The sequence below is a fragment of the Bacillus sp. FSL K6-2865 genome (assembly GCF_040311405.1).
Lineage (GTDB): Bacteria > Bacillota > Bacilli > Bacillales > Bacillaceae > Bacillus > Bacillus velezensis.
The window spans coordinates 781,284-804,355 of the sequence record NZ_CP152036.1 but is presented as its reverse complement, the minus strand read 5'-3'; the positions used below and the strand labels follow the sequence as shown (position 1 = coordinate 804,355).

Genomic DNA, 23,072 nt, shown 5'->3' with positions numbered 1-23,072 from the left:
ACACTTCACGGCAGGGCCTCTCTTTCATACGGCGCCGCCTGTTTGGAGGACTTTTTTTGAAGATAACAGGACACAAACGAAACCGCATGTCTTACAAGAAAAAGCTGTTTTACGTGATAACAGCGCTCTGTTTTATCAGCTCGCTCATTTTCGTCACTCACAATGCTTCTTTTTATGAGCGGCCGATTGCCAAAGTGACGAAAACAACATTGGAACATCAGTCTGACGTACAGGACAAGCATAAAAACAAAGATAAGATTTTCAATCAGACGATCACAGCCAGACTTGAAAACGGCAGTCAGAAAGGACAGCTCATTCATTTGTCCAATCAGTATTCATCATCCGGAGCGAATGATCAGAAATATTCGATTGGCGATGAAGTATTCGTTTCTATTGATAAAGGGAAACCATCAAACAAGGATATATCGGGAAGCATTATAGATAAAAAACGGGATAAGCAGCTTTTGCTGATCGCTTGGGTTTTCATCTTCACCTTGCTTATCGTCGGCAAAAAACAAGGCTTCTTTTCGATCGTCAGCCTGATATTTAACGCCGTTTTACTGTCGTTTGCATTAGATTTGTACAGGAAGCATCCTAATATAGGGTTAATTTTCATCTGCGGTATCTGTATTCTCATCTTTACTGTCATCTCATTGCTGCTTGTCAGCGGTTTTCACGCGAAAACATACGCTGCCATTGCCGCGACGCTCGCAGGCACTTTCGTTTCCCTGCTGATTACGTATCTGGTGATGCTGGCAACCGGAGAGAAAGGTCTCAGATATGAGGAAATGCAGTATTTAACCCGCCCTTATCACACGGTGTTCATGGCCGGGGTATTTATCGGATCACTGGGAGCGGTCATGGATGTAGCCATTACCATGACGTCATCTGTCTTCGGATTATATGAAGAAAACAAGGGTATCTCATTACAAGCTCTCAGACGTTCCGGGATGGAGATCGGAAAAGACATCATGGGGGCGATGACCAACATTCTGTTTTTTGCTTATATAAGCGGCTCTATTCCGATGATGCTGTTGTATTTGAAAAATGATTCCCCGATAGGATTCACTCTTTCTATGAACATTTCCTTGGAAATAGCCAGAGCATTGGCCGGAGGGATCGGAATCGTATTAGCCATACCCGCCAGTCTGTATGCTTCTATCTTTTTTATTAAACGAAAGAAGGCAAGCTCATGAATGTCATCGTAATTCTCGCGGCGATTTTATTTCTATTGATGGTCATCATCGGCGGAAAAAAAGGAGCGAGGTCTTTTATTGCGCTATTTTTAAATTTCGGCGTTCTCTTTCTCACCATCATTTTAATGACAGACCCGCACATCAATCCGATTGTTTTAACATTGCTCTCTTCCGCCGTGATTTGCAGCATTACTCTTTTTTATATTAATGGAGGAAACGTCAAAACCGTAACCGCCTTTATTTCTGCAATGCTGACGATTGTACTGCTGCTGTTTTTTATTATGTCTGTAACAAAACATACTTCGATTCAGGGATTCGGTGAAGAAGAATTGGGTGATATCGGCATATTCACACTGTTTGTCGGGGTGGATTTTGTGAAGGTTACCGCAGCCATGATCATCATGGGCACGATAGGGGCGATTACCGATGTCGCGATTTCCATTACTTCACCCATGCGGGAAATTTACAGTCATAATCCGTCCATGAGCAGAAAAGATCTGTACACATTCGGATTAAGCATCGGGAGAGATATTTTAGGAACGAATACGAATACGTTATTCTTTGCTTTTTTCGGCAGCTATTTGGCTTTAATTATCTGGTTTAAAGACTTATCATACTCAGCTGAAAAAATAGTGAACTCAAAAGTATTCAGTGCGGAAGCCGTCACCATTCTTTGTGCCGGAATCGGGATCGGCATCATCATTCCCGTTACGTCCTGGATCACCGCCTGTTTTTTAGCAAAACCAAATAAACGTTAAAAGCTGCCGGGACACGCCCGGCAGCTTTTTTTATCTTATACCCACTTTACAACGTCTTTTGAGGCAGATCTTGTTTTCGGGCGCGGTTCTCTGACACGGTAGCCGAATGCGGCCATGACAGAGATGTCGAAACTTCCGTTTTCCAGAAGCCCTTCTTCTTCAAGAATCCGGTGAATTTCTTTGTAGTTGAAGCCTTCTACAGGGCAGGAGTCGATTCCGATCTGCGCAGCGGCTGTCATCATATTGCCGAGGGCGATGTATGTCTGTTTGGATGCCCAGTCAAACAGCGCGCGATCTGATTCAAGCAGATTGAAATCATTTTTCTGGAAGTCTTCCGTTTTGCTGATATAGCCTTCATACATGTCTTCCGGCATTTTTTTGACTTCCCGCAAGTGATTTTTGACATAGTCGGCGTCAAAACGGATATCCTTTGCCGTCCGGGCAAGCAGAAGTACGAAATGGCTTGCGGTCGGCAGCTGCTTTTGCGCGCCCCAAGTGAACTCGCGGAGTTTTTCACGAAGCTCCGGATTTTGAACGACGACAAATTTCCAAGGCTCCAAACCGAGTGAGCTTGGGGATAATCTTCCCGTTTCTAAAATGAATTCAAAATCGCTTTCTGAAATTTTTTTCTCAGGATCAAATTCCTTTGTGGCGTGTCTGAATTGATACGCTTCGATGATCTGCTGTTTTTTATCTGACATTCATGATCTCTCCTTTTCAATCGTTATGTACTATTGTAGCCATTATTTTTGAAAGTACCAGTACGCACATTTTTGTTGGATAGTATTCATTTTGATACTGACAAAAAAAACGGGCTGCCGCGGCAGTCCGTTTTTATTTTTCTCTTCTCGCAAAGTCGACGAAACGGAATTTATCGAGCCTGTGCCGGCTTTCCGTGTACTGAAAGAGGCTGGTATCCTCCAAAAAGACGCGGTTTTTCACGACCGCCATATGGCTGAATCCGCCGAGATCCAAATACTTCCGGTCCTCTGCCCCCGCCGGCTCCACGACAATTTCCTTTTGCGCGTAGCTGATGGACAGGCCGAGCTCTCCTTCGAGATACTCATAGATCGAATCTTCACAAATCGCCTTCGTCAATAGAGGCACATGTTTTTTTACAAAGTAATCCTTGTCCAAAATAATTTGTTCTCCGTCAATCCGTCTTGATCTGACGACTTCCCACACCTTTTCATCCGCTTCTGTACCAAGCTCTTTTGCGGCTTCTGAGGGAGGCAGGATCAGCCCGAGACGGTGAACCGTCGTTCTCGTCTCTTTTCCGAGCGTTTCCGAAAGCTCTTTGAAGCTGATCAGGCCTGAGACGGGAAAACGCATTTTTTCTCTGTCTAATATGACGGAGCCTTTGCCTTTGATTTTCTGGATGTAGCCGTTTTGCGCCAGCATATTGAGCGCTTTGCGGACGGTTTCTCGTGATGTGCCGTATTGATCGCACAAATCATTTTCAGACGGAAGAACGTCTTCAGCCTGCCGCTGGCCGCTTTCGATCTGCCGCACCATATCTTTATAGATTGTGATGTATTTATTCACTTTCATTTGACCACCCAGATTAGTGTATCACGCTTTTGTCAGATGATAAACGATCGATTCATACGGACGGAGCGTCAATCGTTCCGGCCGCCCTTCCCTCGGTTCATCATTCGTCAGCAGCACCGTAAACCGCCAGCCGTCCGTGTCTTTAAACGGAACCGTAAAGTCCGCTTCTTTCCCGTAGAAGTTGTTGATGCACAGCAGTTTTTCATCCTTGCCGTGTCTGACGTACGCCAGAACCGCCGGATCGTCTTCAGCTAGCAGCTCAAACGTTCCTTCCGTCACGATGTCATATTCCTTTCTGAGCATGATGAGCTTCTGATAATGATAGAAAATTGAATCCGGGTCCCGCAAAGCCGCTTCCGCGTTAACGTCCCGATAATCATCCGCCGCCGGAATCCAAGGCGTTCCTGTCGTGAAACCGCCGTGCGGCCCGCTGTTCCACTGAATGGGGGTTCTTGCATTGTCTCTTGATTTCTCTTTTAAAATGGCGATAATGTCTTTTTCGGGCACACCTTCTTCCTTCATCTTTTTGTAAATGTTCAATGATTCGACATCGCGGTATGAGCCGATGTCATCGAATTTCGGATTGCCCATGCCGATCTCTTCACCTTGATAAATGTAAGGCGTGCCCTGCATCATATGAATGGCCGCCGCCAGCATTTTGGCTGATTTCGTCCGGTATACGCCGTCGTCTCCGTATCTGGATACGGCCCGCGGCTGGTCATGGTTGCACCAGAATAATGCGTTCCAGCCTCCGCCTTTTTGCATCTCCGTCTGCCAAAACGCTAAAATCCGTTTCAGCTTCAGAAAATCAAACGGAGCGAGCGCCCATTTTTCACCATTCGGATAATCCACTTTTAAATGGTGAAAGTTAAAAGTCATATCGAGTTCTTTATTCTCAGGGTTTGTGTACCGGATGCAGTGGTCAGCCGTTGTCGAGGACATTTCACCGACCGTCATACTGTCATATTTCGAAAACACTTCCCGGTTCATCTCATGGAGAAATTCGTGCACGCGCGGCCCGTCCGTATAATAAGGGCGCCCGTCACGCCCATCCTCGGCATCAGGAAACGATTGGTCTTTAGAAATGAGGTTGATCACATCCAGCCGGAAACCGTCGATTCCTTTTCGGAACCAAAAATGCATCATGTCGTAAACCTGTTTTCTCATCTCTTCATTTTCCCAGTTCAAATCGGCCTGCGACACATCAAATAAATGCAGATAGTGCTGGCCTGACGCCGGGTCGAGCTCCCAAGCGGAACCGCCGAATTTTGATTCCCAGTTGTTCGGCGCCCGGCCGTCTTCCTTTCCATCTTTCCAAATGTAAAAATCCCGATACGGACTGTCGGGTGACGAGACCGCTTCTTTGAACCACCGATGCTCGACTGATGTATGGTTGACGACAAGATCCATAACGACCTTGATTCCTCTTTTGTGCGCTTCATCGAGAAGGCGTTCAAAATCCTCCATCGTTCCGTATTCTTCATAAACGGTGCAGTAATCGCGAATGTCATAACCGTTGTCATTCTGCGGCGAATCGTAAATCGGCGTAAGCCAAATGACATCAATCAAAAGCTTCTGCAAATAATCAAGCTTCTCGATAATACCGTTCAGATCACCGATCCCGTTTCCCGTCGTATCATTAAAGCTCTTCGGATAAATTTGATATACCGCTGCCTTTTTCCACCATGGTGTGCTGTCTGTTTTCATTTTTCTTCACCGCCTGTAATGTTTTGAATTGAAAGGGAAAAGGGACAGCCTGATAGAAGGCGCCCCGCAGGTTTATTATTTTTGCCGTTTCAGCCGCGCATACCCGTATGTTCCCGCAAACGGGAGAATCAGCACGATCAGCATTCCGATCGCAAACGGACCCCAGTACCGACTCATAATGGAGAAGATCCCCGGCACGCCGCCGACTCCGACCGAGCTTGCGAGAACGCCTTTGACGGAGATGAACATCCCCGCGATTCCCGAACTGATCATGGCGATCACAAACGGAAATTTGTAACGCAGATTCACTCCGAAAATCGCCGGCTCGGTAATGCCCAAATATGCGGAAATGCCGGCCGTCAGTGAAAGCCCCCGCTGTTTTTTATCTTTTGTAATCAGCATCATGGCCAAAGCCGCCGACCCTTGAGCGATATTTGACAATGCGAGCATCGGCCATAAAAATGTGCCGCCGAGCTTTGATCCGATTAATTGAAGATCGACCGCCAGAAACGTATGATGCATCCCCGTGATTACAAGCGCCGAATACAGCCCTCCGTACAGCAGGCCTCCGATGGCGGAGAATTGGCCGAAAACGGCAATCAATCCCGCCGTCAGCGCGTTACCGATCGCAAAGGTAATCGGACCGATGATGACAAAGGATAGAAAACCGATGACCAAAAGCGTCACCGGCGCGACGACCAACAGCTGAATGCCCTCCGGCGTCCGTTTCGTCAAAAAGAGCTCAAGCCTGGCAAGTAAATAAGACGCCAGCAGAATCGGGAGCACCTGACCTTGATATCCGACTTTCTGCACCTCAAGGCCGAACAGGTTCCACACCGGAATATCGCCGCTCTGCTCGGCGGCCCCGTAGCCCCATGCGTTTAACAGATCAGGATGCACCAGCATCAGCCCGAGCACGATGCCCAAGAGCGGGCTTCCTCCGAACCGCTTCACTGCCGACCAGCCGATTAAAGCCGGCAGAAAAGCGAAGGCCGTCCCCGCGATCAGATTAATCATATTGGCGAGATCCGCCCATTGCGGATACACTTGGACAATCGATTTGGCGCTGTAGAAAATGCCTTCCGCCGTTAAGATGTTGTTCAGACCCATTAACAGCCCGGCCGTGACGATCGCCGGCAAGAGCGGAATAAAGATGTCCGCAAGCGTTTTCACAGCACGCTGTAAAGGATTCATTTTTTGCGCCGCCGCCTTCTTCACGTCATCCTTGGACGCTTCACCCATCCCCGTTTCCTTCACTAATTCCGCATATACTTTGTTGACCGTCCCCTGCCCGATCACGACTTGAAACTGCCCGTTTACCGCAAAAGATCCTTTGACAATGTCTATTGCATCAAGCATTTTTTGGTTTACTTTGGTTTCATCTATTAATGCAAACCGCAAACGCGTCACACAATGAGTCGCCGCCTCAATATTTTCGATTCCGCCGACAGCTTCAGCGATCTGCCGCGCAGCCCGGTTAAACTCACCCATGCCATCCCCTCCGTAACCGTTTTCATTTTGTCTTACAAACTTGTATATACATGTTTATGACTCTATTGTAATGATGTATATACATGTCGTCAATCTATTTTTATAGCGCTTTCATCACAAATATACTGCGAAAGACCCTGAAACAAAAAAGGCCCCGCCGGAACCGGGCCTTGACTTCTTGTTTATCGGGAACATGTCCGGGCGGAATTCACAACAGGAGCACAAAAAGCATACAGTACTGTACAACTAAGTTAAAGAGGTGTGAAGAGATGCCATCCACTGTTATCAACCTGTACTATTTGAAGATTAACAGTATTTCTGGCAACGGATCTATTACGATTGGGGAAGCGGCATACAACAGTCCCACCACAAATAACAAATCACAAGGACTGAACTCTTCATTCGGCGATACGTCACCTATAGAATCGATGATGGAGAACTTGTTAAATGATCCTGATGTCAACGACCAGACAGCCATCGGAACCGCAGATACCGCAAATATTACGCCGGTGCCGCCCATTATAGATTAAAGGGGTTTTTATGAATGCCTTACCAAATTAACGTCGTCAATATAAAAGTAAACGGAGCAACGCAAAACGGAAACGTCGATATCGGTCAGACCGTGCAAAACAGCCACACCGCCAACAGCAAATTTGTCGGCGCGAACTTTTCTTTAGGGGATTTTTCGCCGGCCGCCGGATGTTTGAATTCGGGCCATCTTGACCCTGACGTGAGCGATCAGGATCAGATCGCCAACCCGTCAATGCCGATCGCAAATCAAATATAGGGAGGTTCTGCCGAAGTGGATATCGAAAAAATGAGAAAGTGGCTTGAGATTACGAACGAGCACAAGCCCAGCGACTTTTGGACCAATGTCCTGAAACGGAAATCTCCCGAAGATTTTTTCTCCTTACAAAAAAACACCCTGACTTATGATATTTATCAGGATGAACAGCACACATTCGTCATTGTGGAAATGCCCGGCGTTTACGAAGAAGAATTGACATTGAGGCTGCTGTCAAGAACACGGCTGCATATCAGAGGAAACATCACACCCCTTTTTCCAAAGAACATGGGCGTCTGCCAAAACCGGTATTACGGGGAAATCGATGAGACGATTGAGCTTCCTGAACCGGCTGAGCCCCACCTGTTACAGGCGCAGTGCGTAAACGGCCTGCTCCACATTTCCTACCCGCGCCTTATGGAGCACATTCCTTTTCAGAAAAAAATCTAAAGAGCCGGCTTACGGGCGGCCCAGCCGTCTGTACACTTTCTCCTTATAATGAGAAGATGCGGGTTTTGAGAACATGGCTTTCTCCTCCGTCAGTTTGTCGAGTCTGACTTGTTTTTCCGTCCGTTTGTTCCGCAAGTGATCCCGCTCCTGTTCATTGCGGCACTTGGCGATCAAATAATCGAGCGTCATCAGCTCTTTCTTCAGCGCGCCCTCATCCTCGGCGATCCCGGCGTTTTTTAATATGCGGTAGCCCATTCTGAGCGACTCCGGAAGATGTGCGGCATCGTCTTTCGGCAGGGGCTTTCCCATTCCTTTGATGCCGGCGAACTCTCCGTCCTTAATGGCGCGCTTGATTTTATCTTCAGCCACGATATGGGCAATATCCATCACTGTTCACCTCTTTTTTCAATAGAACCGGGTATGATCATACGGAAACACAAATCCCAGTTTGTTCCATTTATATGTTTTAAAGCTGTCATTCAACAGATTAACCGCCGTTGCGACAGCGTTTTTCGCCCTTTTTCCGATGAGCCTTTTCCACCTTTTCTATTTGCTGGTTTCATGGTATATTGATTACGTTCGTTTTTTCTATCGTTCCGTTTAAACCGTGATCGGAAAAAAGGAGTGTAACAATGAAAACATTTATAAAAGAAAGAGGACTTGCCTTCTTCTTGATAGCGGTCGTGTTATTGTGGGTGAAAACATATGTCGCTTATATTTTAAACTTTAACCTCGGCATAGACAACACGATCCAGAAAATATTGCTTTTTGTGAATCCGCTGAGCTCCAGCTTGTTCTTTCTTGGACTTGGGCTTCTTTTCAAGAAAAAATTACAGCAGACAGCCATTATTGTGATTCATTTTTTATTGTCTTTTTTGCTTTTTGCAAACATCGTCTATTATAGATTCTTTAATGATTTCATTACCATCCCGGTCATGATGCAGGCAAAGACAAACGGCGGCCAGCTCGGAGACAGCGCGTTCTCGTTAATGAGATGGACAGACGCCTTCTACTTCCTGGATACCGTCATTTTGATTATTTTGGCCCTTAAGATGAGAAAACCGGCTGAAAAACCGGCGAAGAAATCATTCAGAATCGTTTTGGCTTCCGCCGTGCTTATGTTCCTGATCAACCTCGCCGTCGCGGAATCCGACCGTCCCGAGCTTTTGACACGCTCATTTGACCGTAACTATCTGGTGAAATACTTGGGCACGTACAACTTTACGATTTACGATGCCGTGCAGAATGTGAAATCAAACAGCCAGCGCGCGCTTGCCGATTCAAGCGATGTAACGGATGTGGAAAACTATATGAAGGCCAACTATGACGTGCCGAATAACGTCTACTTCGGAAAAGCCGAAGGAAAAAACGTCATCTATGTCTCATTAGAGTCTCTGCAGTCCTTTATCATTGATTACAAAATTAACGGCAAGGAAGTGACGCCGTTTTTAAACAAACTGGCGCACGATAATCAAACATTCTACTTTGATAACTTTTTCCACCAAACGGGACAAGGTAAAACATCTGATGCGGAATTTATGATGGAGAACTCTCTGTACCCGCTTTCGCAAGGTTCGGTTTTCGTCAATAAAGCGCAAAACACGCTGCAGTCCGTTCCTGCGATCTTAAAAGGCAAAAAGTACACGTCTGCCGCTTTCCACGGAAATACGCAGACTTTCTGGAACCGTAACGAAATGTACAAAGCGGAAGGCATCGATAAGTTTTTCGATTCCGCTTATTATGACATGAGCGAAGAAAACACGAAAAACTACGGCATGAAAGACAAACCGTATTTCAAAGAATCCATGCCGCTCTTAAAGAGCCTGCCGCAGCCGTTCTATACGAAGTTCATTACGCTGTCCAACCACTTCCCGTTCGGAATGGATAAAGAAGACACGGACTTCCCGGCGGGAGACTTTGGCGATTCAGTCGTCAATAACTACTTCCAGTCCGCGAACTATCTGGATGAATCAATTGAACAGTTCTTTCATGACCTGAAAAAAGACGGCCTGTACGATAAGTCGATTATCGTGATGTACGGAGACCACTACGGCATCTCCGAAAACCATAATAAAGCGATGGCGAAAGTGCTCGGCAAAGATGAGATCACTGAATACGACAATGCCCAGCTTCAGCGGGTGCCGCTCTTTATCCACGCTCCCGGCGTGAAAGGCGGCCGCAATCACAAATTTGCCGGTGAAGTCGATGTCGCGCCGACCGTTCTTCATCTGCTCGGCGTCGATACGAAAGATTATCTCATGTCAGGTTCAGATATCTTATCGAAAGAACACAGAGAAGTCATTCCGTTCCGTAACGGAGACTTCATCTCGCCGAACTATACGAAAGTGTCCGGCAAGTATTACGATACAAAAACCGGAAGACTTTTAGATGATTCAGAAGTCGACAAAAAAGAAGACTCTCTCGTCAAGACTGAGCTTGAAATGTCTGATAAGATCATCAACGGCGATCTGCTTCGTTTCTATCAGCCGAAAGGCTTTAAGAAAGTGGACCCTTCACAATTCGATTATACGAAGCGTGAAGATTCCTCAGCAGACGATCAAAAAGAATAAACAAAAGCCAGATCATATCAATGATCTGGCTTTTTATGTTCAGCTCCCGGCGGCGGCCATAGAGCGCTTTTGCAGGCTGTCGGAAAGAACTGAATAAGCGACGACTTTCTTTTTCTGCTGTTTGACGACATCTACATGATCTCCGTAGCTGTATACAAACACCGTCACATCTTTTTTTCCTTTTCTCGTCTTAATGACAAGCGGATCGGCTCCGTTTTGCGGATGAAGATAACGCTCTTCATCCCCTGGGTATATATAATGCCGTTCGATAAACACGGCCTCGTTAAAATCATCAATCACCCGGCGTTTGTCTTCGCCTTCCAGACGTTTTCCGCCGAGGGAAACGGCAGCGGACGCGTCACTGAGCTTTGAATGGGTTTCAAACTTGCGGAGGATCCATTCCACCGCTCCGGTAGGAAGGCATGTCAGCACAATCTTAATCAGGCTTATGACGACAATTGAAACAACTGCAATCCATGTCACCTTACATCATCTCCATACTTGTTCTACATGAATCTTAACATAGAAGAAAACGTTGTTTTTTGTACGTTATGTGAAACTTGATATATGTTCAAAAAAAATCCGGATCACCTAGGTGATCCGGATTTTTCAAGTCTGCTTCCGGTCGTCACGGCGGACGGCTTCTCTCAGCTCTTCCGCGACAAATTCGACGTTCGGCCCGATAATGACCTGCGCCGTTTTATTCCCCGTTTTGATAACCCCTTTTGCTCCCGCTTTTTTAAGCACCGCCTCATTAATGAGAGACGTATCCTGCACGGTCAGCCTGAGGCGGGTCGCACAGTGATCAATCGTTTCGAGGTTTTGCCTGCCGCCGAGCCCCTTGAGCATGGCATGTTCTTCGACGGAACCGGCCGTATCTTCACTAAGCACTTCTTCCTCTTCCTCATCATCTTCCCGTCCCGGCGTTTTCAAGTTTAACGTTTTGATGAGCATATAGAAGACGACAAAATAGATCACCGCATAACAAAGCCCGACAACGAGCAGCAATAGCGGTTTTTCGGCAATGCCGTAGCTGAGGAGATAATCGATCGCCCCCGCCGAGAATGAAAAACCTGACCTGATTCCGAGAACATTCACGATAAATAAAGAGAACCCGGTTAATATAGCATGAACCCCGTACAAAAGCGGTGATAAAAACATAAATGCAAATTCAATCGGCTCTGTAATTCCGGTAATAAATGCCGTCAGCGCGAGACCGATCATCATTCCGGCCGTCGCTTTGCGCTTACTTGGCTTAGCCGTGGCAATCATTGCCAGACATGCGGCCGGAAGCCCGAACATCATAATCGGGAAGAATCCCGTCATATAAGTTCCCGCCGTCGGATCCTTCGCAAAGAAGCGGGCCAGATCTCCCGTTTTTCCGTGAAAATCGCCAAACTGGAACCAAAAAATATTATTCAGCACATGATGAAGACCGAATGGAATCAAAAGCCGGTTAAAAATCCCGTAAATCCCGGCGCCGATTCCGCCAAGCCCGATCATCCATTCCCCGAAAGACGTAATCACCGACTGAATCGGCGGCCACACAAATCCGAAGATCCCCGCCAAAATAATGGTAATCAGCGCCGTTACAATCGGAACGAGCCTGCGCCCGCTGAAAAACCCGAGATATTCGGGCAGCTTCGTATCCTTAAAGCGATTATACGTGTATCCCGCAATTAACCCGGCGATAATCCCTCCGAAAACGGCCATATTATTTGTCGAATTGATTGATTTTACAGCCGCGTCCAGCATGATATAAGAAATTGCTCCCGACAGAGCGGCGGCCCCGTTGCTGTCTTTCGAAATCCCGATCGCAATTCCGATCGCGAAAATCAGCGGCAGATGATCAAATACCGCGGTCCCCGCCGCGTAAATGAACGGAATATTTAATAAGTCCTCTCTGCCGATGGCCAAAATAATACCAACGGCGGGCAGAACGGCAATCGGAAGCATAAATGATTTTCCGAGTTTTTGCAAAAATTGAAGCATTTTACCCATCCCCCTTCTTTTTTCTTAAATATACCACATAAGTTATCTAGTGATCTATACCAATTTTCCTTCATTTATTCACATAAGGCTTGTTGGTTTTCTATTTATAAACCAGTTGTGGTAAGCTTGAATCAGATGATTAAAAATAGAAAGCGGGAATGACAATGATTGTAACGAACGATCAAGAATTAGAAGGCCTTAAAAAAATCGGCAGAATCGTCGCGCTGGCGCGTGAAGAAATGAAGAAAAAAGCCGAGCCCGGCATGAGCACGAAAGATCTTGACCTGATCGGAAAGGCTGTGCTTGACGAGCACGGAGCCGCTTCCGCTCCGGAGAAGGAATACGATTTCCCGGGCGTGACATGCATCAGCGTAAATGACGAAGTCGCTCACGGCATTCCGAGCGCCTCTAAAATCTTAAAAGCCGGGGATCTTGTAAATATCGATATTTCGGCGGAGTTCGGCGGTTTTTATTCCGATACGGGAATTTCATTTGTGCTCGGAGAAGGCGATGAACGTCTGCAAAAGCTTTGTAACTGCGCAGCATCCGCATTTCAGAAAGGATTGGATCAGGCAAAAGCCGGCAAACGCCAAAACCAGATCGGCAGAGCCGTCTACCATGAAGCCCGCTCCAACGGATTTACCGTTATTAAAACGCTGACGGGCCACGGAATCGGCAGAAACCTCCATGAAGCGCCGAACCACATCATGAATTACTACGATCCGTTTGATAACGCGCTGTTTAAAAACGGAACCGTGATCGCGCTTGAGCCGTTTATTTCCACGAAAGCGGAAACGATTGTTGAAGCGGGAGACGGCTGGACGTTTAAAACGCCGGATAAAAGCCTTGTCGCCCAAGTGGAACACACCATCGTGATCACAAAAGACAAACCGATTATTTTAACTGCATTGTAATGTTTCATCTCCCTTCCAAACAGGTATACAACAACTAACCCGAAGGAGGGAGACGCATGAAAAAAGATAAAGAAAAAATCAAAATCGAAAACGAAATACACGCCATGCACGGCGTAACGAAACAGCAGATTTTAGAGGATTTCGAGGAATTTAAGGCGTACCTTCATCAGAAAATTTCCGCCGGAAAAAAACTGGGTCTGGATGACAGCAAAATCATCAAAAGCGCCGCCATCCTCGGGGACTATCTCGCCAAACACGAGGAGCCCCGCAATGCGGAAGAAAAACTCTTACAAGAACTGTGGGACATTGCGGATGACAATGAAAAACAGCATTTGGCCCAGCTTCTCGTCAAACTTGCCGGACACTGATACAGTGCCCGGCTTTTTTATGCTCCGTTATAAGAGTTGTGCTACACTGGACATATGTCTGTGAAAGGAGCCATTTTTCAACATGTGGTTTATTATCTTCGGGTTTATTTTCTTTATTGAAAGCATCATTCTCACCGTTTACGGAGTGAAGAAAAAGAAGGGGATGCTGATTTATTTCGGCGTCGTTTTCGGAATCATGACACTCGGAACGGTGCTGTTAAAATTAACCGGCCATTAAGCATGAAAAGACCGCCCTTTACATATATATGTAAGAAAGCTTTACATCTCTGAATCGAAAGTCTCAGTTTTTGCATTATCCCTTTTCAGCGTCTTTTTATAGATGTTACAATGCCAAAAGTTTGGCAAAAGCTGAAGAAACCTCCCCAGCGGGAGAACGGAGAAAGGAGTTTTCTGACATGCATTATGGCAGTAAAGGCTGGTATGTAGAAGAGTTAAAGAAAAAAGGAATTACCCACTATGAAGGAAGAAAGCTTCAAAGCTTCAAAAAGTACTTCCTTGCCAATCTGCTGGAAACAAAAAAACAAGCATAACGTAAATCAGCCGTGCTGTCAGTGCAGCACGGCTTTTTTTCTATACATTAGTGAGCCTGTCTCTTTTTTTAAGGAAGGACTCCCTCCAGCTTTCTGACAGCGCTTCTTCCCGCAGTATTTCTTCAATCGCTGACAGATTGCCGGAATCACGATATTTCACTTCATTCGCATACCAGACGGAAATGCTTTCTTTTCCTCTCGACAGACGCTTGAGGACGGGACGCGGATCGACATATCCTTCTTCAAGCACCCTGAAATAAAAGCCGGTAAATCCCGTCTGCTGTACACGGAGCACCATATCTTTGATGCCATATTTGAGCGCGAGTTTGACGCAGGGCTGGCGCGGCTGGCTTACTTGAACGACGGCTTCCCCCAGCTGAAAGACGTCTCCGATCCACACGTCTTGTTCGGCCAGTCCTTTGACCGTTACATTCTCCCCGAACGCGGCGGCGGGAAGTTTTCTCGCGAGCGTTGTTTCCCAATATGAATAATGCTCGGCGGGATACACGCACACCGCTTTATCGGGGCCTCCGTGATGCTTCAAGTCGGCTTGCCCGTCCCCGTCAAAATGGGTTTTATACAGCATGACGGGAGAATCTGCGGGCCGCTTTATGATGCCGGAATTGATTTGTCTGCCGGCAAATTCATGAATTGCGGGCTTTCCGAGATTGATAGATAAGACAGAATAGTCTTGCGTCACCTCGTTCACATCCTTTGCGAAATCTCATATCTTTCCTTTATCATAGTAAGAAAAAGGTGGTTTTTCCATGCTTCAATATCATATGATTGCAGACGGTCGGGTTCAGGGCGTAGGTTTTCGCTACTTCGTCCAGATGGAAGCCGACAGACATAAGGTAGCCGGCTGGGTAAAAAACCGTGATGACGGCCGGGTGGAAATCCTTGCCGAAGGTCCTGAAGAGTCGTTAAAACAATTTGCCGAAGCAGTCAGAAAAGGCAGCCCCTTCTCAAATGTCACAGGCGTAACCATCGAAGAATCACACCGTCTGAAAGGGTACCGCACTTTTACCATCAGTTACTGATAAGGCTTGTCCTGATAATAATAATTCGGCTTCACAATCGTATTGTCATATGATTTATGGAAAATGTGGGTGGAAGCCGGCGAGATCGGCGGAATCAGCCAGGTCCAGTCGCCCGTCAGCTTTCTGCCCGCGTCTTGTTCCTGTTCTTCAAAGCGTTTAAATTGATTCGCCGCCGTATGGTGATCGACAATGCTGACACCGTGTTTTTTGTATGAATAGAGCACTGCCTTATTCAGTTCCACCAGCACCTGATCTTTCCACAGGTCGGTATTCAGGCTGGCGGAAATCCCCATGACCGCAGCGGCTTTTTTGAGCATATCATACCGTTTTTCGTCAGCAAGGTTCCTTGCGCCGATTTCGGTTCCCATATACCATCCGTTAAAAGGCGCCGCGTTGTACGACAGCCCGCCGATTTCAAGCCTCATATCGGCGATAATCGGAACCCCGTACCATCTGAGATTTAAATCGGCAAACTCTTCAATATCCGGATGGGTGATCGGCACTTCTTTCACGAGCGTCTGAGGCAGGTCATACCAGACCGGCTGCCCGTCCCCTTTCATCCGGAAAAGCAGCGGCAGAATATCAAAATCGGTCCGCTTCCCGCGCCAGCCGAGTTTTTCGCAGACAGCCGTCAGCTCATATGATGCCGGATCACCGACTCTTCCTTTTTCAGTCTCATATCCCGCATAGCGGATGAGCTGGTGATTCCAGATCTCCACTTGTTTTTCCCCATTCTTCTCAGGAGGGAAAATCGTAATCGTCGGTTTAATTTTTCCGCCGTTCGTGGCGATTTCAATATGTTCAAATAATGCGTCGCGCACCTCTTCTTTCGTTTTCACACCGCGCCGGTCAATGACGTTCAGCGATTGCCAGAACAGACGCCCGATACAGCGGTTGCTGTTGCGCCACGCCATTTTCGCCCCGTGTTCAAGCTCTTCCGCCGTATGGACGTAACTTCCCGTCCGATCTATCTCATCTTTTATCGCGTGTAGACGCGCGTTGATTTGCGATTCCATTCCGAGTTCCTGATAGCAGACATCAATAAAATCCTTCGCCTCATCCCAAAGTATTTCCGTATGTTTCAAAAAACTCTCTCCTTCAATTTACATCTGTTTCCCATTGTATCGTTTTTAGGAGTGAACACAATGGTTTTTTTGTATCATACTGGAAACTGCAAAGAAAAAACACCTGTGATGTTCGCAGGTGTTTTACAAAACGGAATGCAGTTTTTCAGCCAGTGTAAGCAAATCCTCACGGTAGTTTTTTCCCGTCATCGGAATTCCGTGACCTGTCAAAAGCGCTTCCGGCTCCAGTTCGGCCAGTTTCTGAACGGATGCGGCCGCCGTCTGGGTATCCGCTGTAAAATAAGCGGGCGGCCCGTGAAGCTCTTGCTTTTGAATGACAACGTCCGCAAGCGATTCCTGTTCAACAGTGATCACGGCATCACCGGCAAGCAGAACGCGGTCTTTATCCCGGAATAATGAAATATGGCCGGGGGTGTGACCGGGCGTATGCACCCATTTCCATTCTTCAAGAAACGGAACGGTACCGTCTGAAGGCAGTGCCTGAACGGACGGAATGCGGATCGTATGGCGCGGAAACAGCGGTGACAGCTTTGCGACAAGCCCCTTTTTCGCATCGGGCCTGGCAGGCGGATAATCCGCTTTCCCCGTGACGTACGGGAGCTCCTTTTCATGAATGTAAACCGGCACATCCCAAAGCTCAAGCAGCTCTTCAATCGCACCGACATGATCAAAATGACCGTGTGTCAAAATGACCGCCTTCAGCTGATACCCCTCTTTAAACCGGCGTTTCATTTCTTCTGTTATCATCTCCGCCGATTGCGGCATTCCCGCGTCAACCAGAATGATTTCCCGCGGAGCTGAGGGATTTTCGATAAAGTAAACATTCGCAATCTGCACGGTCAGTCCGTAAACGCCGTCCGCCGCTTTAAAACCGGCCCCGCTTCTCACTGAAAAAAGCGGCATAAACGGATCACTCATCATGGCACCTCCTCTGATGCCTTTAGTGTGCGACGAACCGGGTGTTTTATGTTAAAAAATCGTGATTGCGCCGATGATGAGCGCAAAGGCCGTCATGACGATAACGGCAAGAACCGCCCATTTCATCGCAAACTTCTGGTGTTCATCAATGGTGACCCCGGCAAGCCCGACTAATAAATGCGTCGACGGCACGAGCGGGCTTAACATATGAATCGGCTGGCCGATGATCGAAGCGCGGGCGATTTCCACCTTATCTACACCGTACGCCACGGCGGTCTCGGACAAAATGGGCAGCACGCCGTAAAAATAGGCGTCATTGGGCATCAGAAACGTAAAGATACCGCTCGTTAAGGCAACAATCGCCGGAATAAATCCCCCCATCTGTCCCGGAATAAGCGATACGAGGGAAATGGCCATCTCATCAACCATCTTCGTCCCCGTTAAAATTCCGGTAAACACGCCTGCGGCAAAAATCATCGAACCGATCGCAAGCACATTGCTCGAATGGGCTGAAATACGCTCCCTTTGATCGTTAAGCTTCGGATAGTTGACAATCAGCGCGATACAAAACGCAATGATGAACAGCACGGTTAAATTCACTTTTCCTGACACTAAAAATCCCACTAAAGAAAGCGTTAACACTAAATTGAACCACCATAGTTTCGGCCGCCTCCATTCATCTTCCGCAGCCGCAGCCGTTTCATTTGTATGGGACGGCTGCTTTAATTCGATCACCCCGAGCCGTTTCCTTTCCATCCTTCCGAGTACATAAGCGACCACAATCATACATACCATGCCGCTGGCAATGACAGGCAACATCGGCCCCGTCAGCTCTGCCGGGTCAACGCCGAGCGCACTCGCCGCACGCGGCGTCGCGCCGCCCCATGGTATCGTGTTCATGATACCCATGCCGACACCGGCGATTCCCGCTAAAATAATCGGACGGATTCCGAGCATGATATACAAAGGCAGCATTGCGCTTGTCGTAATCATATACGTCGTCGAGCCGTCTCCGTCCAGTGCGACAAGCATGGTCAAAACGGCTGTTCCGACTACAATTTTGAGCGGGTCGCCTTTAACCAGCTTTAAAATACGCGACACCATCGGATCAAATAAACCGGTATCAATCATAATGCCGAAATAAAGAATCGCAAACATAATCATGACTGCAATCGGCGCCACCTGTTCAATCCCGGAAATCATCATCTCGCCGACCCGGTTAAAAGAAAACCCGGCAAACAGCGCAAACACGATCGGCGTTAATACGAGCGCCGTTAACACTGAAAGCCGTTTTGTCATAATCAGCACCATAAAAACAAGCATCATAAGAAAGCCTAAGATTGCTAACACAGTATGTCCCCCTTATTATGAATACGCTTACATTTTAAAGGCCCGATCCCCTTTATCCGCCTTTTTGCTATCTTATGAGAATTGGATATTGAAGTAAATATTTTGGATTTTAAAGATTTTTAATTTTTTATAACCTTTTCGTTCATTTTGTTCATTTATAAATAAAAAGCCTCCCGCAAATATGCGGAAGGCTTATTTTTCGCTGCTCATCATCTCTTTATAAAACTCGGTCTGCTCTTCTAAAAAGCGTTTTGCGCCGCTGCTGTTTTTATAAAAGCTCTCCCAATCCCGTTTTTTCAACATTTGCTTCCACTCCGCGGATGAGGTAATCTGTTTCAAAGCCTGATCCCAATAGGCGATCTCGCCTTCGGTCATGTCTTTCGGCCCCATGATGCCTCTCCAGTGCGCAAAGACAAACGGCACCCCCTGCTCTTTCCATGTCGGCACATCGCTGAAGCCGGAGAGCCTTTTGTCCGACGTAACGGCCGCCAATGTGATTTTCCCTTTCCAATAGGCGTCTCTCGCTTCTGAAATGGTCATTGAGGCGGCGTCTATCTCGTGGCTGATAAGAGCTTCAATGACTTCATTGCTGCTCCCGTATTGAAAAAAGCGGATATCAAACGGAGAAATTCCGGCCATTTCCGCCGCTCTCGCAAAGGAGAGCTGGTCATCATTTCCGAGGCCGGGCGCAAATCCGATTTTTATGCCGCCCGGATGTGCTTTAATATCGCCGAGCAGCCGCTTTCCGCTTTTTATCTTTGAATCCTTCGGAAGAGCGACGGTCTGCCACTCTTTTGCGATAATGGCCAAAGGCGTAAAATCAGCTGCCTTCAGCCGGCTTTGTCCCAAAATTTCATTGCTTAACAGCAGGCTTGAATTCATACTGATGACATCCGTTTTTCGTTCGTTTACATATTTCCAGCCGCTGTCTCCGCCTCCGCCGGGTTTATAGACGATCTTTACGGGCCGGCCTAATATTTGCTTCCGCTCTATTACCGATTGCAAAGCTTTTGCCGTTACGTCCCAGCCCCCTTGAGGCGCTGCCGGGACGACAATTTCAACCGGCCCTTCGGCTGAACGGATGCCCGCCATCTGCCGTCCGTCAAAAGAAACCAGCGCCGCCAGCATGACAAGATGCACTCCCAACCGCTTCATTTCTCCCATCCCTTATTCATGTGCTAAATAATATTTCCGTTCCGGCCTGCCGATAATGCCGTACTCTAATTCAGCGAGCGCTTCTTCCTGAGAAACGAGAAACTCGGCGTAGCGCCGCGCCGTTGTTCTGGAGGCGCCCATTTTTTCGCCCAGTTCTTCGGCCGTCATCCCTTTTTGGGCTGCCCTGAGCGCGTTTTTGATTTTTTGAAGTGTAATCGAATTAATCCCGGTCGGCAGATCATTGAGCTGTTTTTGTTCTTTCTGACCGCTTCCGAAAAACATGTCGATAACGGACTGGCTCAGCTCCGGCTGTGAGCGCAGCCATTCTCTTTTTTCACGGTACTGCAAAAGCACTTCTGTAAATTTATGTGCCGACACCGGCTTTATGACATAGTGGAAAACGCCTGATCTGAGCGCTTCCTGCAGCAGTCTTGTTTCGGCAGAAGCCGTAATAATGATGATATCAACAGAAGGAAAACGGCCGCGGATAAGGGGAAGCAGATCTGTTCCCAGCTCATCCGGCATATAAATATCCAAAAGCAGCAGATCAGGCTGCCGTTTCTCAAGCAGCGATATGGTGTCTTTGGCATTGATTGCTTTACCGATGACATTGAATCCATCAAGATGTTCGATAAATTTTTCGTGAATTTGCGCTATTCGAAAGTCGTCCTCTGCAATCGCGATGTTAATCACACCGATTCCCCCTTTGGCGTTTCTTTCGGTATAAACACCGTAAATACGGCACCGCCGCTCTTTTGCTGCGAAATCTCTATCGATCCCTGCAATTCACTGACGGCTTCTTTCAGATTGGCTAAGCCGTATCCTCTCCTCGTCCCCTTTGAAGAGTAGCCCTTTTCAAATATCGTTTCTGTTTTTTCCTGAGGCACGCCGTCTCCTGAGTCCGCCACTTCGATGACGATATCCCTGCCGATATCGGTCATAAAAAAGGCGACCTCTTTTTTCTCTTTTTCGGCGACGGCTTCGAAAGCGTTATCAATAAGATTTCCGATGATCGTAATGAGCTGGGATGAACCCACATGCTCCGGCAGCGATTCTAAAAAGCTGTTTTCATCTATTGAAAGCTTCACTTTCTTCTCAGACGCCTTTCCCATTTTTCCTAATAGTATGGCCTGAACCCGCTGTGAATGAATGTTTTGAAAGAGGATTTCATGCTGTTCATTCTGGATGGCGTACTCTTCTTTTATCAGTTCAATGGCTTCATTATATTCTCCCAGCTCTAACAGACCGAGGATCGCGTAAAGCTTATTCGAGAATTCATGCGTTTGCGCCCGAAGATCCTCTGAGTATTTTTTCATTTCAGTCAGCTTGTTAATCAGTTTCTTGAGCTCTGTTTTCTCCCGGAAGCTGATCACCGCTCCGTATACTTGTCCGGTCTGCTTCATTTCTTTCACGTTTAAGATAAATACTTTATCTCCGGCACGCACCTCCACGTTCGGCGGTAATTCTCCCCCTGCCAACACCGGCATGAGATTTGCGCCCGGCATGATTTCTTTTATATGCCTTCCGATCATCGGTTCCGGAAGATTCAGCATATCAGCCGCAGATAAATTCATCATGGTTACCGCGCCTTCTTTGTTTACGGCGATAATCCCTTCTTTAATCGCAAGGAGCATCGCATTGCGCTCCCTGTACAGTGCTGCAATTTCATGCGGTTCAAGGCCGAGTGTATCTTTACGGATGCTTTTTGCGAGCGCCGCCGCTCCCCCGATGCCGATAAGAAACACCAAACATGCAAAATAGCCTAAATGCCGCAGATGCGCTTTCATATCTTTTTCTATCTCATCTTGTAAAAACTCGACTGTCACCGTTCCGACGACTTCGTTATGATTTTTTTCCTCCAAAATAACCGGGGCGCTCCCCCGGACAGCCTTCATTCCGTCGGAAACCGGTGACCCGCCGAACATGACGGTTTTATTTTGCAAATTTTGATTTTCTTTCGGAATACTGCTTCGGGCCGAATGAAATGCAACATGCCCTTTTTGATCAGTGATGTAGACGGCGTGCGCGCCTGCCTGTTCTTTCATTTGTTCAATGACGTCTAACTTTGTAAAAGCCTCTTGATCCGCAAGCCGGAACGCCTCTTTTACGGGAGGCATATATGAAATGGTTTTTGCCATTTGCACCGCCAGCTGTTCAGCCTGCTTCTGGCCTTCCTTTAATTGCTGAAAGGCAAATATAACTGTGAGCGTTCCGATGACAAGTATTAATAAAGCCGCAATTAATCCGGCGATTTTCATTTGCAGAGAGACATAAAACCGCTTCGCTTCCAACACAGCACCAGCCGTCCTTTCCTCCTAAAATCATACCATTTTTTAAATCTTTATTTCTCATTTTTGAGAATTTTCGTGATCTTTTTCTCTTGTCATTTCTTTTAAAAAGTGCATTCTGGTATAATTTCCCTCAAGAGAGATAAGAAGGATAACTTTTTATAATCGCTGCGCAAAAAAAGACTGACAGAAGCCAGTCTCGGGATGTTTCACAACGGACGTATATTCAGTTGACAAAGTGTTTCTCTATGATGGCCGAGATACATTTGAATGACCTGAAATATCAATCAATTTTCCTTTGACGGCCAGGCGTCCTTCGGTTCTTACCGCCTTGTCGCATGTGATTAATGTAATCTCTTTATCTTTTGTCTCCTGAATTGCGTTTGCTTCTATTTCTGAAATCATGGTTTTTGATGTTACAGAATAAATATAGTCTTTTCTAAAGTCGGTCATCACGATTTGCGCGCCTTTTTTTATGTGTAAAAGAGGGCCGAACAATAGGTTCTCCTGCTTCAGATGGTGGCCTGCCAACGGGTAGTTTCCCTCGCCCATTTTCTGATCCGGACGCATAGTTGCCGCGCCGATCAGCAGGTTTTCATTGGTTGTGCCTTTTAAAATCGGAAGGTCTAAATCGATGCTGCTGATGGTTATCCGTCCGATTATCGGTTTTGGTTTGCGATTAAAACTTGACTGAACTGTTTCCCTGAAACCGGGCGGATGAATGGATTCAAAATCATAGTCCGCTTTTTTCATGTTATTTTTCCGCGCTTGTTCTGCGGTTAATTCCGATTCAATTTGGCTTTTACTGAGGTACGCGATCAAACAGCCTTTCATGAGAGGTGAGGAAATGAGAAGCAGCCCGGACAAAATAAGAACGGCAATGATCATTTTTTTAATCATGAAG

Annotated in this window: 26 protein-coding genes; 11 read left to right on the top strand and 15 right to left on the bottom strand. The window is 47.0% G+C overall.

The window, feature by feature from the left end; all coding sequences use genetic code 11:
* The first annotated feature begins 56 nt into the window (after positions 1 to 56).
* A complete protein-coding gene (locus NYE42_RS03945) occupies positions 57 to 1,196 on the top strand; it encodes a YibE/F family protein (RefSeq protein ID WP_352426775.1) in 1,140 nt (379 codons plus the stop codon).
* Positions 1,193 to 1,954 (top strand): YibE/F family protein, encoded by a 762-nt coding sequence (locus NYE42_RS03940; RefSeq protein WP_047935447.1) that lies wholly within the window; start codon positions 1,193 to 1,195, stop codon positions 1,952 to 1,954. The genes NYE42_RS03945 and NYE42_RS03940 overlap by 4 nt, the downstream gene beginning before the upstream one ends.
* Before the next feature lie 35 nt (positions 1,955 to 1,989).
* On the opposite strand, the gene NYE42_RS03935 is transcribed toward NYE42_RS03940, so the two are convergent.
* The 4 genes from NYE42_RS03935 to treP all read right to left on the bottom strand — a co-directional run bounded on the left by NYE42_RS03935 (position 1,990) and on the right by treP (position 6,703).
* Positions 1,990 to 2,655, bottom strand: coding sequence for an NAD(P)H-dependent oxidoreductase (locus NYE42_RS03935; protein WP_003155588.1), 666 nt, complete (start codon positions 2,653 to 2,655; stop codon positions 1,990 to 1,992).
* Positions 2,656 to 2,788: 133 nt separating this feature from the next.
* Positions 2,789 to 3,505 (bottom strand): trehalose operon repressor, encoded by a 717-nt coding sequence (gene treR, locus NYE42_RS03930; RefSeq protein WP_352426774.1) that lies wholly within the window; start codon positions 3,503 to 3,505, stop codon positions 2,789 to 2,791.
* A gap of 21 nt (positions 3,506 to 3,526) precedes the next feature.
* A complete protein-coding gene (gene treC / locus NYE42_RS03925; protein ID WP_251257671.1) occupies positions 3,527 to 5,212 on the bottom strand; it encodes an alpha,alpha-phosphotrehalase in 1,686 nt (561 codons plus the stop codon).
* 75 nt (positions 5,213 to 5,287) lie between these two features.
* Positions 5,288 to 6,703: a PTS system trehalose-specific EIIBC component gene (treP, locus tag NYE42_RS03920; protein ID WP_335536712.1), complete on the bottom strand. Its 1,416-nt coding sequence runs from the start codon at positions 6,701 to 6,703 to the stop codon at positions 5,288 to 5,290.
* A 269-nt stretch (positions 6,704 to 6,972) separates the two neighbouring features.
* Here treP and NYE42_RS03915 point away from each other — a divergent pair, with 269 nt between their 5' ends.
* The 3 genes from NYE42_RS03915 to NYE42_RS03905 are packed head-to-tail and all read left to right on the top strand — an operon-like array spanning position 6,973 to position 7,937.
* Positions 6,973 to 7,233, top strand: coding sequence for a spore germination protein (locus NYE42_RS03915; protein WP_007408496.1), 261 nt, complete (start codon positions 6,973 to 6,975; stop codon positions 7,231 to 7,233).
* A gap of 14 nt (positions 7,234 to 7,247) precedes the next feature.
* A complete protein-coding gene (locus tag NYE42_RS03910) occupies positions 7,248 to 7,490 on the top strand; it encodes a spore germination protein (RefSeq protein WP_003155595.1) in 243 nt (80 codons plus the stop codon).
* A 15-nt stretch (positions 7,491 to 7,505) separates the two neighbouring features.
* Positions 7,506 to 7,937 (top strand): Hsp20/alpha crystallin family protein, encoded by a 432-nt coding sequence (locus NYE42_RS03905; protein WP_003155596.1) that lies wholly within the window; start codon positions 7,506 to 7,508, stop codon positions 7,935 to 7,937.
* Positions 7,938 to 7,946: 9 nt separating this feature from the next.
* Here the strand turns inward: NYE42_RS03905 and NYE42_RS03900 are convergent, their stop codons facing one another.
* Positions 7,947 to 8,324, bottom strand: coding sequence for a DUF1992 domain-containing protein (locus tag NYE42_RS03900; protein ID WP_007610033.1), 378 nt, complete (start codon positions 8,322 to 8,324; stop codon positions 7,947 to 7,949).
* Between the two features lie 245 nt (positions 8,325 to 8,569).
* Here NYE42_RS03900 and NYE42_RS03895 point away from each other — a divergent pair, with 245 nt between their 5' ends.
* Positions 8,570 to 10,507 carry an LTA synthase family protein gene (locus NYE42_RS03895; RefSeq protein ID WP_062623279.1) on the top strand — a complete coding sequence of 646 codons (1,938 nt, stop codon included), beginning with the start codon at positions 8,570 to 8,572 and terminating at the stop codon, positions 10,505 to 10,507.
* Positions 10,508 to 10,546: 39 nt separating this feature from the next.
* Here the strand turns inward: NYE42_RS03895 and NYE42_RS03890 are convergent, their stop codons facing one another.
* Positions 10,547 to 10,990: a YfmQ family protein gene (locus tag NYE42_RS03890; protein WP_152187266.1), complete on the bottom strand. Its 444-nt coding sequence runs from the start codon at positions 10,988 to 10,990 to the stop codon at positions 10,547 to 10,549.
* Positions 10,991 to 11,116: 126 nt separating this feature from the next.
* Entirely contained in the window at positions 11,117 to 12,499 is a 1,383-nt protein-coding gene (gene nagE, locus NYE42_RS03885) for an N-acetylglucosamine-specific PTS transporter subunit IIBC (RefSeq protein ID WP_352426773.1), read from the bottom strand.
* 164 nt (positions 12,500 to 12,663) lie between these two features.
* On the opposite strand from nagE, the gene map reads away from it, so the two are divergent.
* The 4 genes from map to NYE42_RS03865 all read left to right on the top strand — a co-directional run bounded on the left by map (position 12,664) and on the right by NYE42_RS03865 (position 14,332).
* A complete protein-coding gene (gene map, locus NYE42_RS03880) occupies positions 12,664 to 13,413 on the top strand; it encodes a type I methionyl aminopeptidase (protein ID WP_007408490.1) in 750 nt (249 codons plus the stop codon).
* Positions 13,414 to 13,469: 56 nt separating this feature from the next.
* The gene (locus tag NYE42_RS03875; protein ID WP_003155607.1) at positions 13,470 to 13,781 is read left to right on the top strand and encodes a DUF3243 domain-containing protein; all 312 of its coding nucleotides are present in this window, start codon (positions 13,470 to 13,472) and stop codon (positions 13,779 to 13,781) included.
* Between the two features lie 82 nt (positions 13,782 to 13,863).
* The gene (locus NYE42_RS03870; RefSeq protein WP_003155608.1) at positions 13,864 to 14,019 is read left to right on the top strand and encodes a hypothetical protein; all 156 of its coding nucleotides are present in this window, start codon (positions 13,864 to 13,866) and stop codon (positions 14,017 to 14,019) included.
* A 178-nt stretch (positions 14,020 to 14,197) separates the two neighbouring features.
* On the top strand, positions 14,198 to 14,332 hold the full coding sequence (locus tag NYE42_RS03865) for a YflJ family protein (RefSeq protein ID WP_003155609.1): 135 nt from the start codon (positions 14,198 to 14,200) through the stop codon (positions 14,330 to 14,332).
* 40 nt (positions 14,333 to 14,372) lie between these two features.
* Here NYE42_RS03865 and NYE42_RS03860 read toward each other — a convergent pair whose 3' ends face one another.
* Positions 14,373 to 15,032 (bottom strand): MOSC domain-containing protein, encoded by a 660-nt coding sequence (locus NYE42_RS03860; RefSeq protein WP_015239385.1) that lies wholly within the window; start codon positions 15,030 to 15,032, stop codon positions 14,373 to 14,375.
* A gap of 67 nt (positions 15,033 to 15,099) precedes the next feature.
* On the opposite strand from NYE42_RS03860, the gene NYE42_RS03855 reads away from it, so the two are divergent.
* Positions 15,100 to 15,372: an acylphosphatase gene (locus tag NYE42_RS03855; RefSeq protein WP_015239384.1), complete on the top strand. Its 273-nt coding sequence runs from the start codon at positions 15,100 to 15,102 to the stop codon at positions 15,370 to 15,372.
* On the opposite strand, the gene nosA is transcribed toward NYE42_RS03855, so the two are convergent.
* The 7 genes from nosA to NYE42_RS03820 all read right to left on the bottom strand — a co-directional run bounded on the left by nosA (position 15,366) and on the right by NYE42_RS03820 (position 23,068).
* Positions 15,366 to 16,457 carry a nitric oxide synthase gene (nosA, locus tag NYE42_RS03850; protein ID WP_060562226.1) on the bottom strand — a complete coding sequence of 364 codons (1,092 nt, stop codon included), beginning with the start codon at positions 16,455 to 16,457 and terminating at the stop codon, positions 15,366 to 15,368. The two genes, NYE42_RS03855 and nosA, sit on opposite strands and share 7 nt — an antisense overlap.
* A 123-nt stretch (positions 16,458 to 16,580) precedes the next feature.
* Positions 16,581 to 17,375, bottom strand: coding sequence for an MBL fold metallo-hydrolase (locus NYE42_RS03845; RefSeq protein WP_007408486.1), 795 nt, complete (start codon positions 17,373 to 17,375; stop codon positions 16,581 to 16,583).
* A 51-nt stretch (positions 17,376 to 17,426) separates the two neighbouring features.
* A complete protein-coding gene (locus NYE42_RS03840; RefSeq protein WP_352426772.1) occupies positions 17,427 to 18,725 on the bottom strand; it encodes a citrate:proton symporter in 1,299 nt (432 codons plus the stop codon).
* Between the two features lie 192 nt (positions 18,726 to 18,917).
* Positions 18,918 to 19,880 carry a tripartite tricarboxylate transporter substrate-binding protein gene (locus NYE42_RS03835; protein WP_352426771.1) on the bottom strand — a complete coding sequence of 321 codons (963 nt, stop codon included), beginning with the start codon at positions 19,878 to 19,880 and terminating at the stop codon, positions 18,918 to 18,920.
* A 12-nt stretch (positions 19,881 to 19,892) separates the two neighbouring features.
* Positions 19,893 to 20,573, bottom strand: coding sequence for a response regulator (locus NYE42_RS03830; protein WP_020955493.1), 681 nt, complete (start codon positions 20,571 to 20,573; stop codon positions 19,893 to 19,895).
* Positions 20,570 to 22,174, bottom strand: coding sequence for a sensor histidine kinase (locus NYE42_RS03825; protein WP_352426770.1), 1,605 nt, complete (start codon positions 22,172 to 22,174; stop codon positions 20,570 to 20,572). Before NYE42_RS03825 ends, NYE42_RS03830 begins: the two co-directional genes overlap by 4 nt.
* Before the next feature lie 240 nt (positions 22,175 to 22,414).
* Positions 22,415 to 23,068 (bottom strand): class A sortase, encoded by a 654-nt coding sequence (locus NYE42_RS03820; protein ID WP_122503781.1) that lies wholly within the window; start codon positions 23,066 to 23,068, stop codon positions 22,415 to 22,417.
* Positions 23,069 to 23,072: the final 4 nt, after the last annotated feature.

What these genes read in the sequence shown, in the direction of transcription:
- NYE42_RS03935 (WP_003155588.1), bottom strand. Translation starts at nt 2,655, where the DNA reads ATGTCAGATAAAAAACAGCAGATCATCGAAGCGTATCAATTCAGACAC.
- NYE42_RS03900 (WP_007610033.1), bottom strand. Translation starts at nt 8,324, where the DNA reads ATGGATATTGCCCATATCGTGGCTGAAGATAAAATCAAGCGCGCCATT.
- NYE42_RS03855 (WP_015239384.1), top strand. Translation starts at nt 15,100, where the DNA reads ATGCTTCAATATCATATGATTGCAGACGGTCGGGTTCAGGGCGTAGGT.
- NYE42_RS03895 (WP_062623279.1), top strand. Translation starts at nt 8,570, where the DNA reads ATGAAAACATTTATAAAAGAAAGAGGACTTGCCTTCTTCTTGATAGCG.
- NYE42_RS03835 (WP_352426771.1), bottom strand. Translation starts at nt 19,880, where the DNA reads ATGAAGCGGTTGGGAGTGCATCTTGTCATGCTGGCGGCGCTGGTTTCT.
- NYE42_RS03845 (WP_007408486.1), bottom strand. Translation starts at nt 17,375, where the DNA reads ATGAGTGATCCGTTTATGCCGCTTTTTTCAGTGAGAAGCGGGGCCGGT.
- treC (WP_251257671.1), bottom strand. Translation starts at nt 5,212, where the DNA reads ATGAAAACAGACAGCACACCATGGTGGAAAAAGGCAGCGGTATATCAA.
- NYE42_RS03940 (WP_047935447.1), top strand. Translation starts at nt 1,193, where the DNA reads ATGAATGTCATCGTAATTCTCGCGGCGATTTTATTTCTATTGATGGTC.
- NYE42_RS03910 (WP_003155595.1), top strand. Translation starts at nt 7,248, where the DNA reads ATGCCTTACCAAATTAACGTCGTCAATATAAAAGTAAACGGAGCAACG.
- map (WP_007408490.1), top strand. Translation starts at nt 12,664, where the DNA reads ATGATTGTAACGAACGATCAAGAATTAGAAGGCCTTAAAAAAATCGGC.
- NYE42_RS03875 (WP_003155607.1), top strand. Translation starts at nt 13,470, where the DNA reads ATGAAAAAAGATAAAGAAAAAATCAAAATCGAAAACGAAATACACGCC.
- NYE42_RS03865 (WP_003155609.1), top strand. Translation starts at nt 14,198, where the DNA reads ATGCATTATGGCAGTAAAGGCTGGTATGTAGAAGAGTTAAAGAAAAAA.
- NYE42_RS03820 (WP_122503781.1), bottom strand. Translation starts at nt 23,068, where the DNA reads ATGATTAAAAAAATGATCATTGCCGTTCTTATTTTGTCCGGGCTGCTT.
- treR (WP_352426774.1), bottom strand. Translation starts at nt 3,505, where the DNA reads ATGAAAGTGAATAAATACATCACAATCTATAAAGATATGGTGCGGCAG.
- nagE (WP_352426773.1), bottom strand. Translation starts at nt 12,499, where the DNA reads ATGCTTCAATTTTTGCAAAAACTCGGAAAATCATTTATGCTTCCGATT.
- NYE42_RS03870 (WP_003155608.1), top strand. Translation starts at nt 13,864, where the DNA reads ATGTGGTTTATTATCTTCGGGTTTATTTTCTTTATTGAAAGCATCATT.
- treP (WP_335536712.1), bottom strand. Translation starts at nt 6,703, where the DNA reads ATGGGTGAGTTTAACCGGGCTGCGCGGCAGATCGCTGAAGCTGTCGGC.
- NYE42_RS03915 (WP_007408496.1), top strand. Translation starts at nt 6,973, where the DNA reads ATGCCATCCACTGTTATCAACCTGTACTATTTGAAGATTAACAGTATT.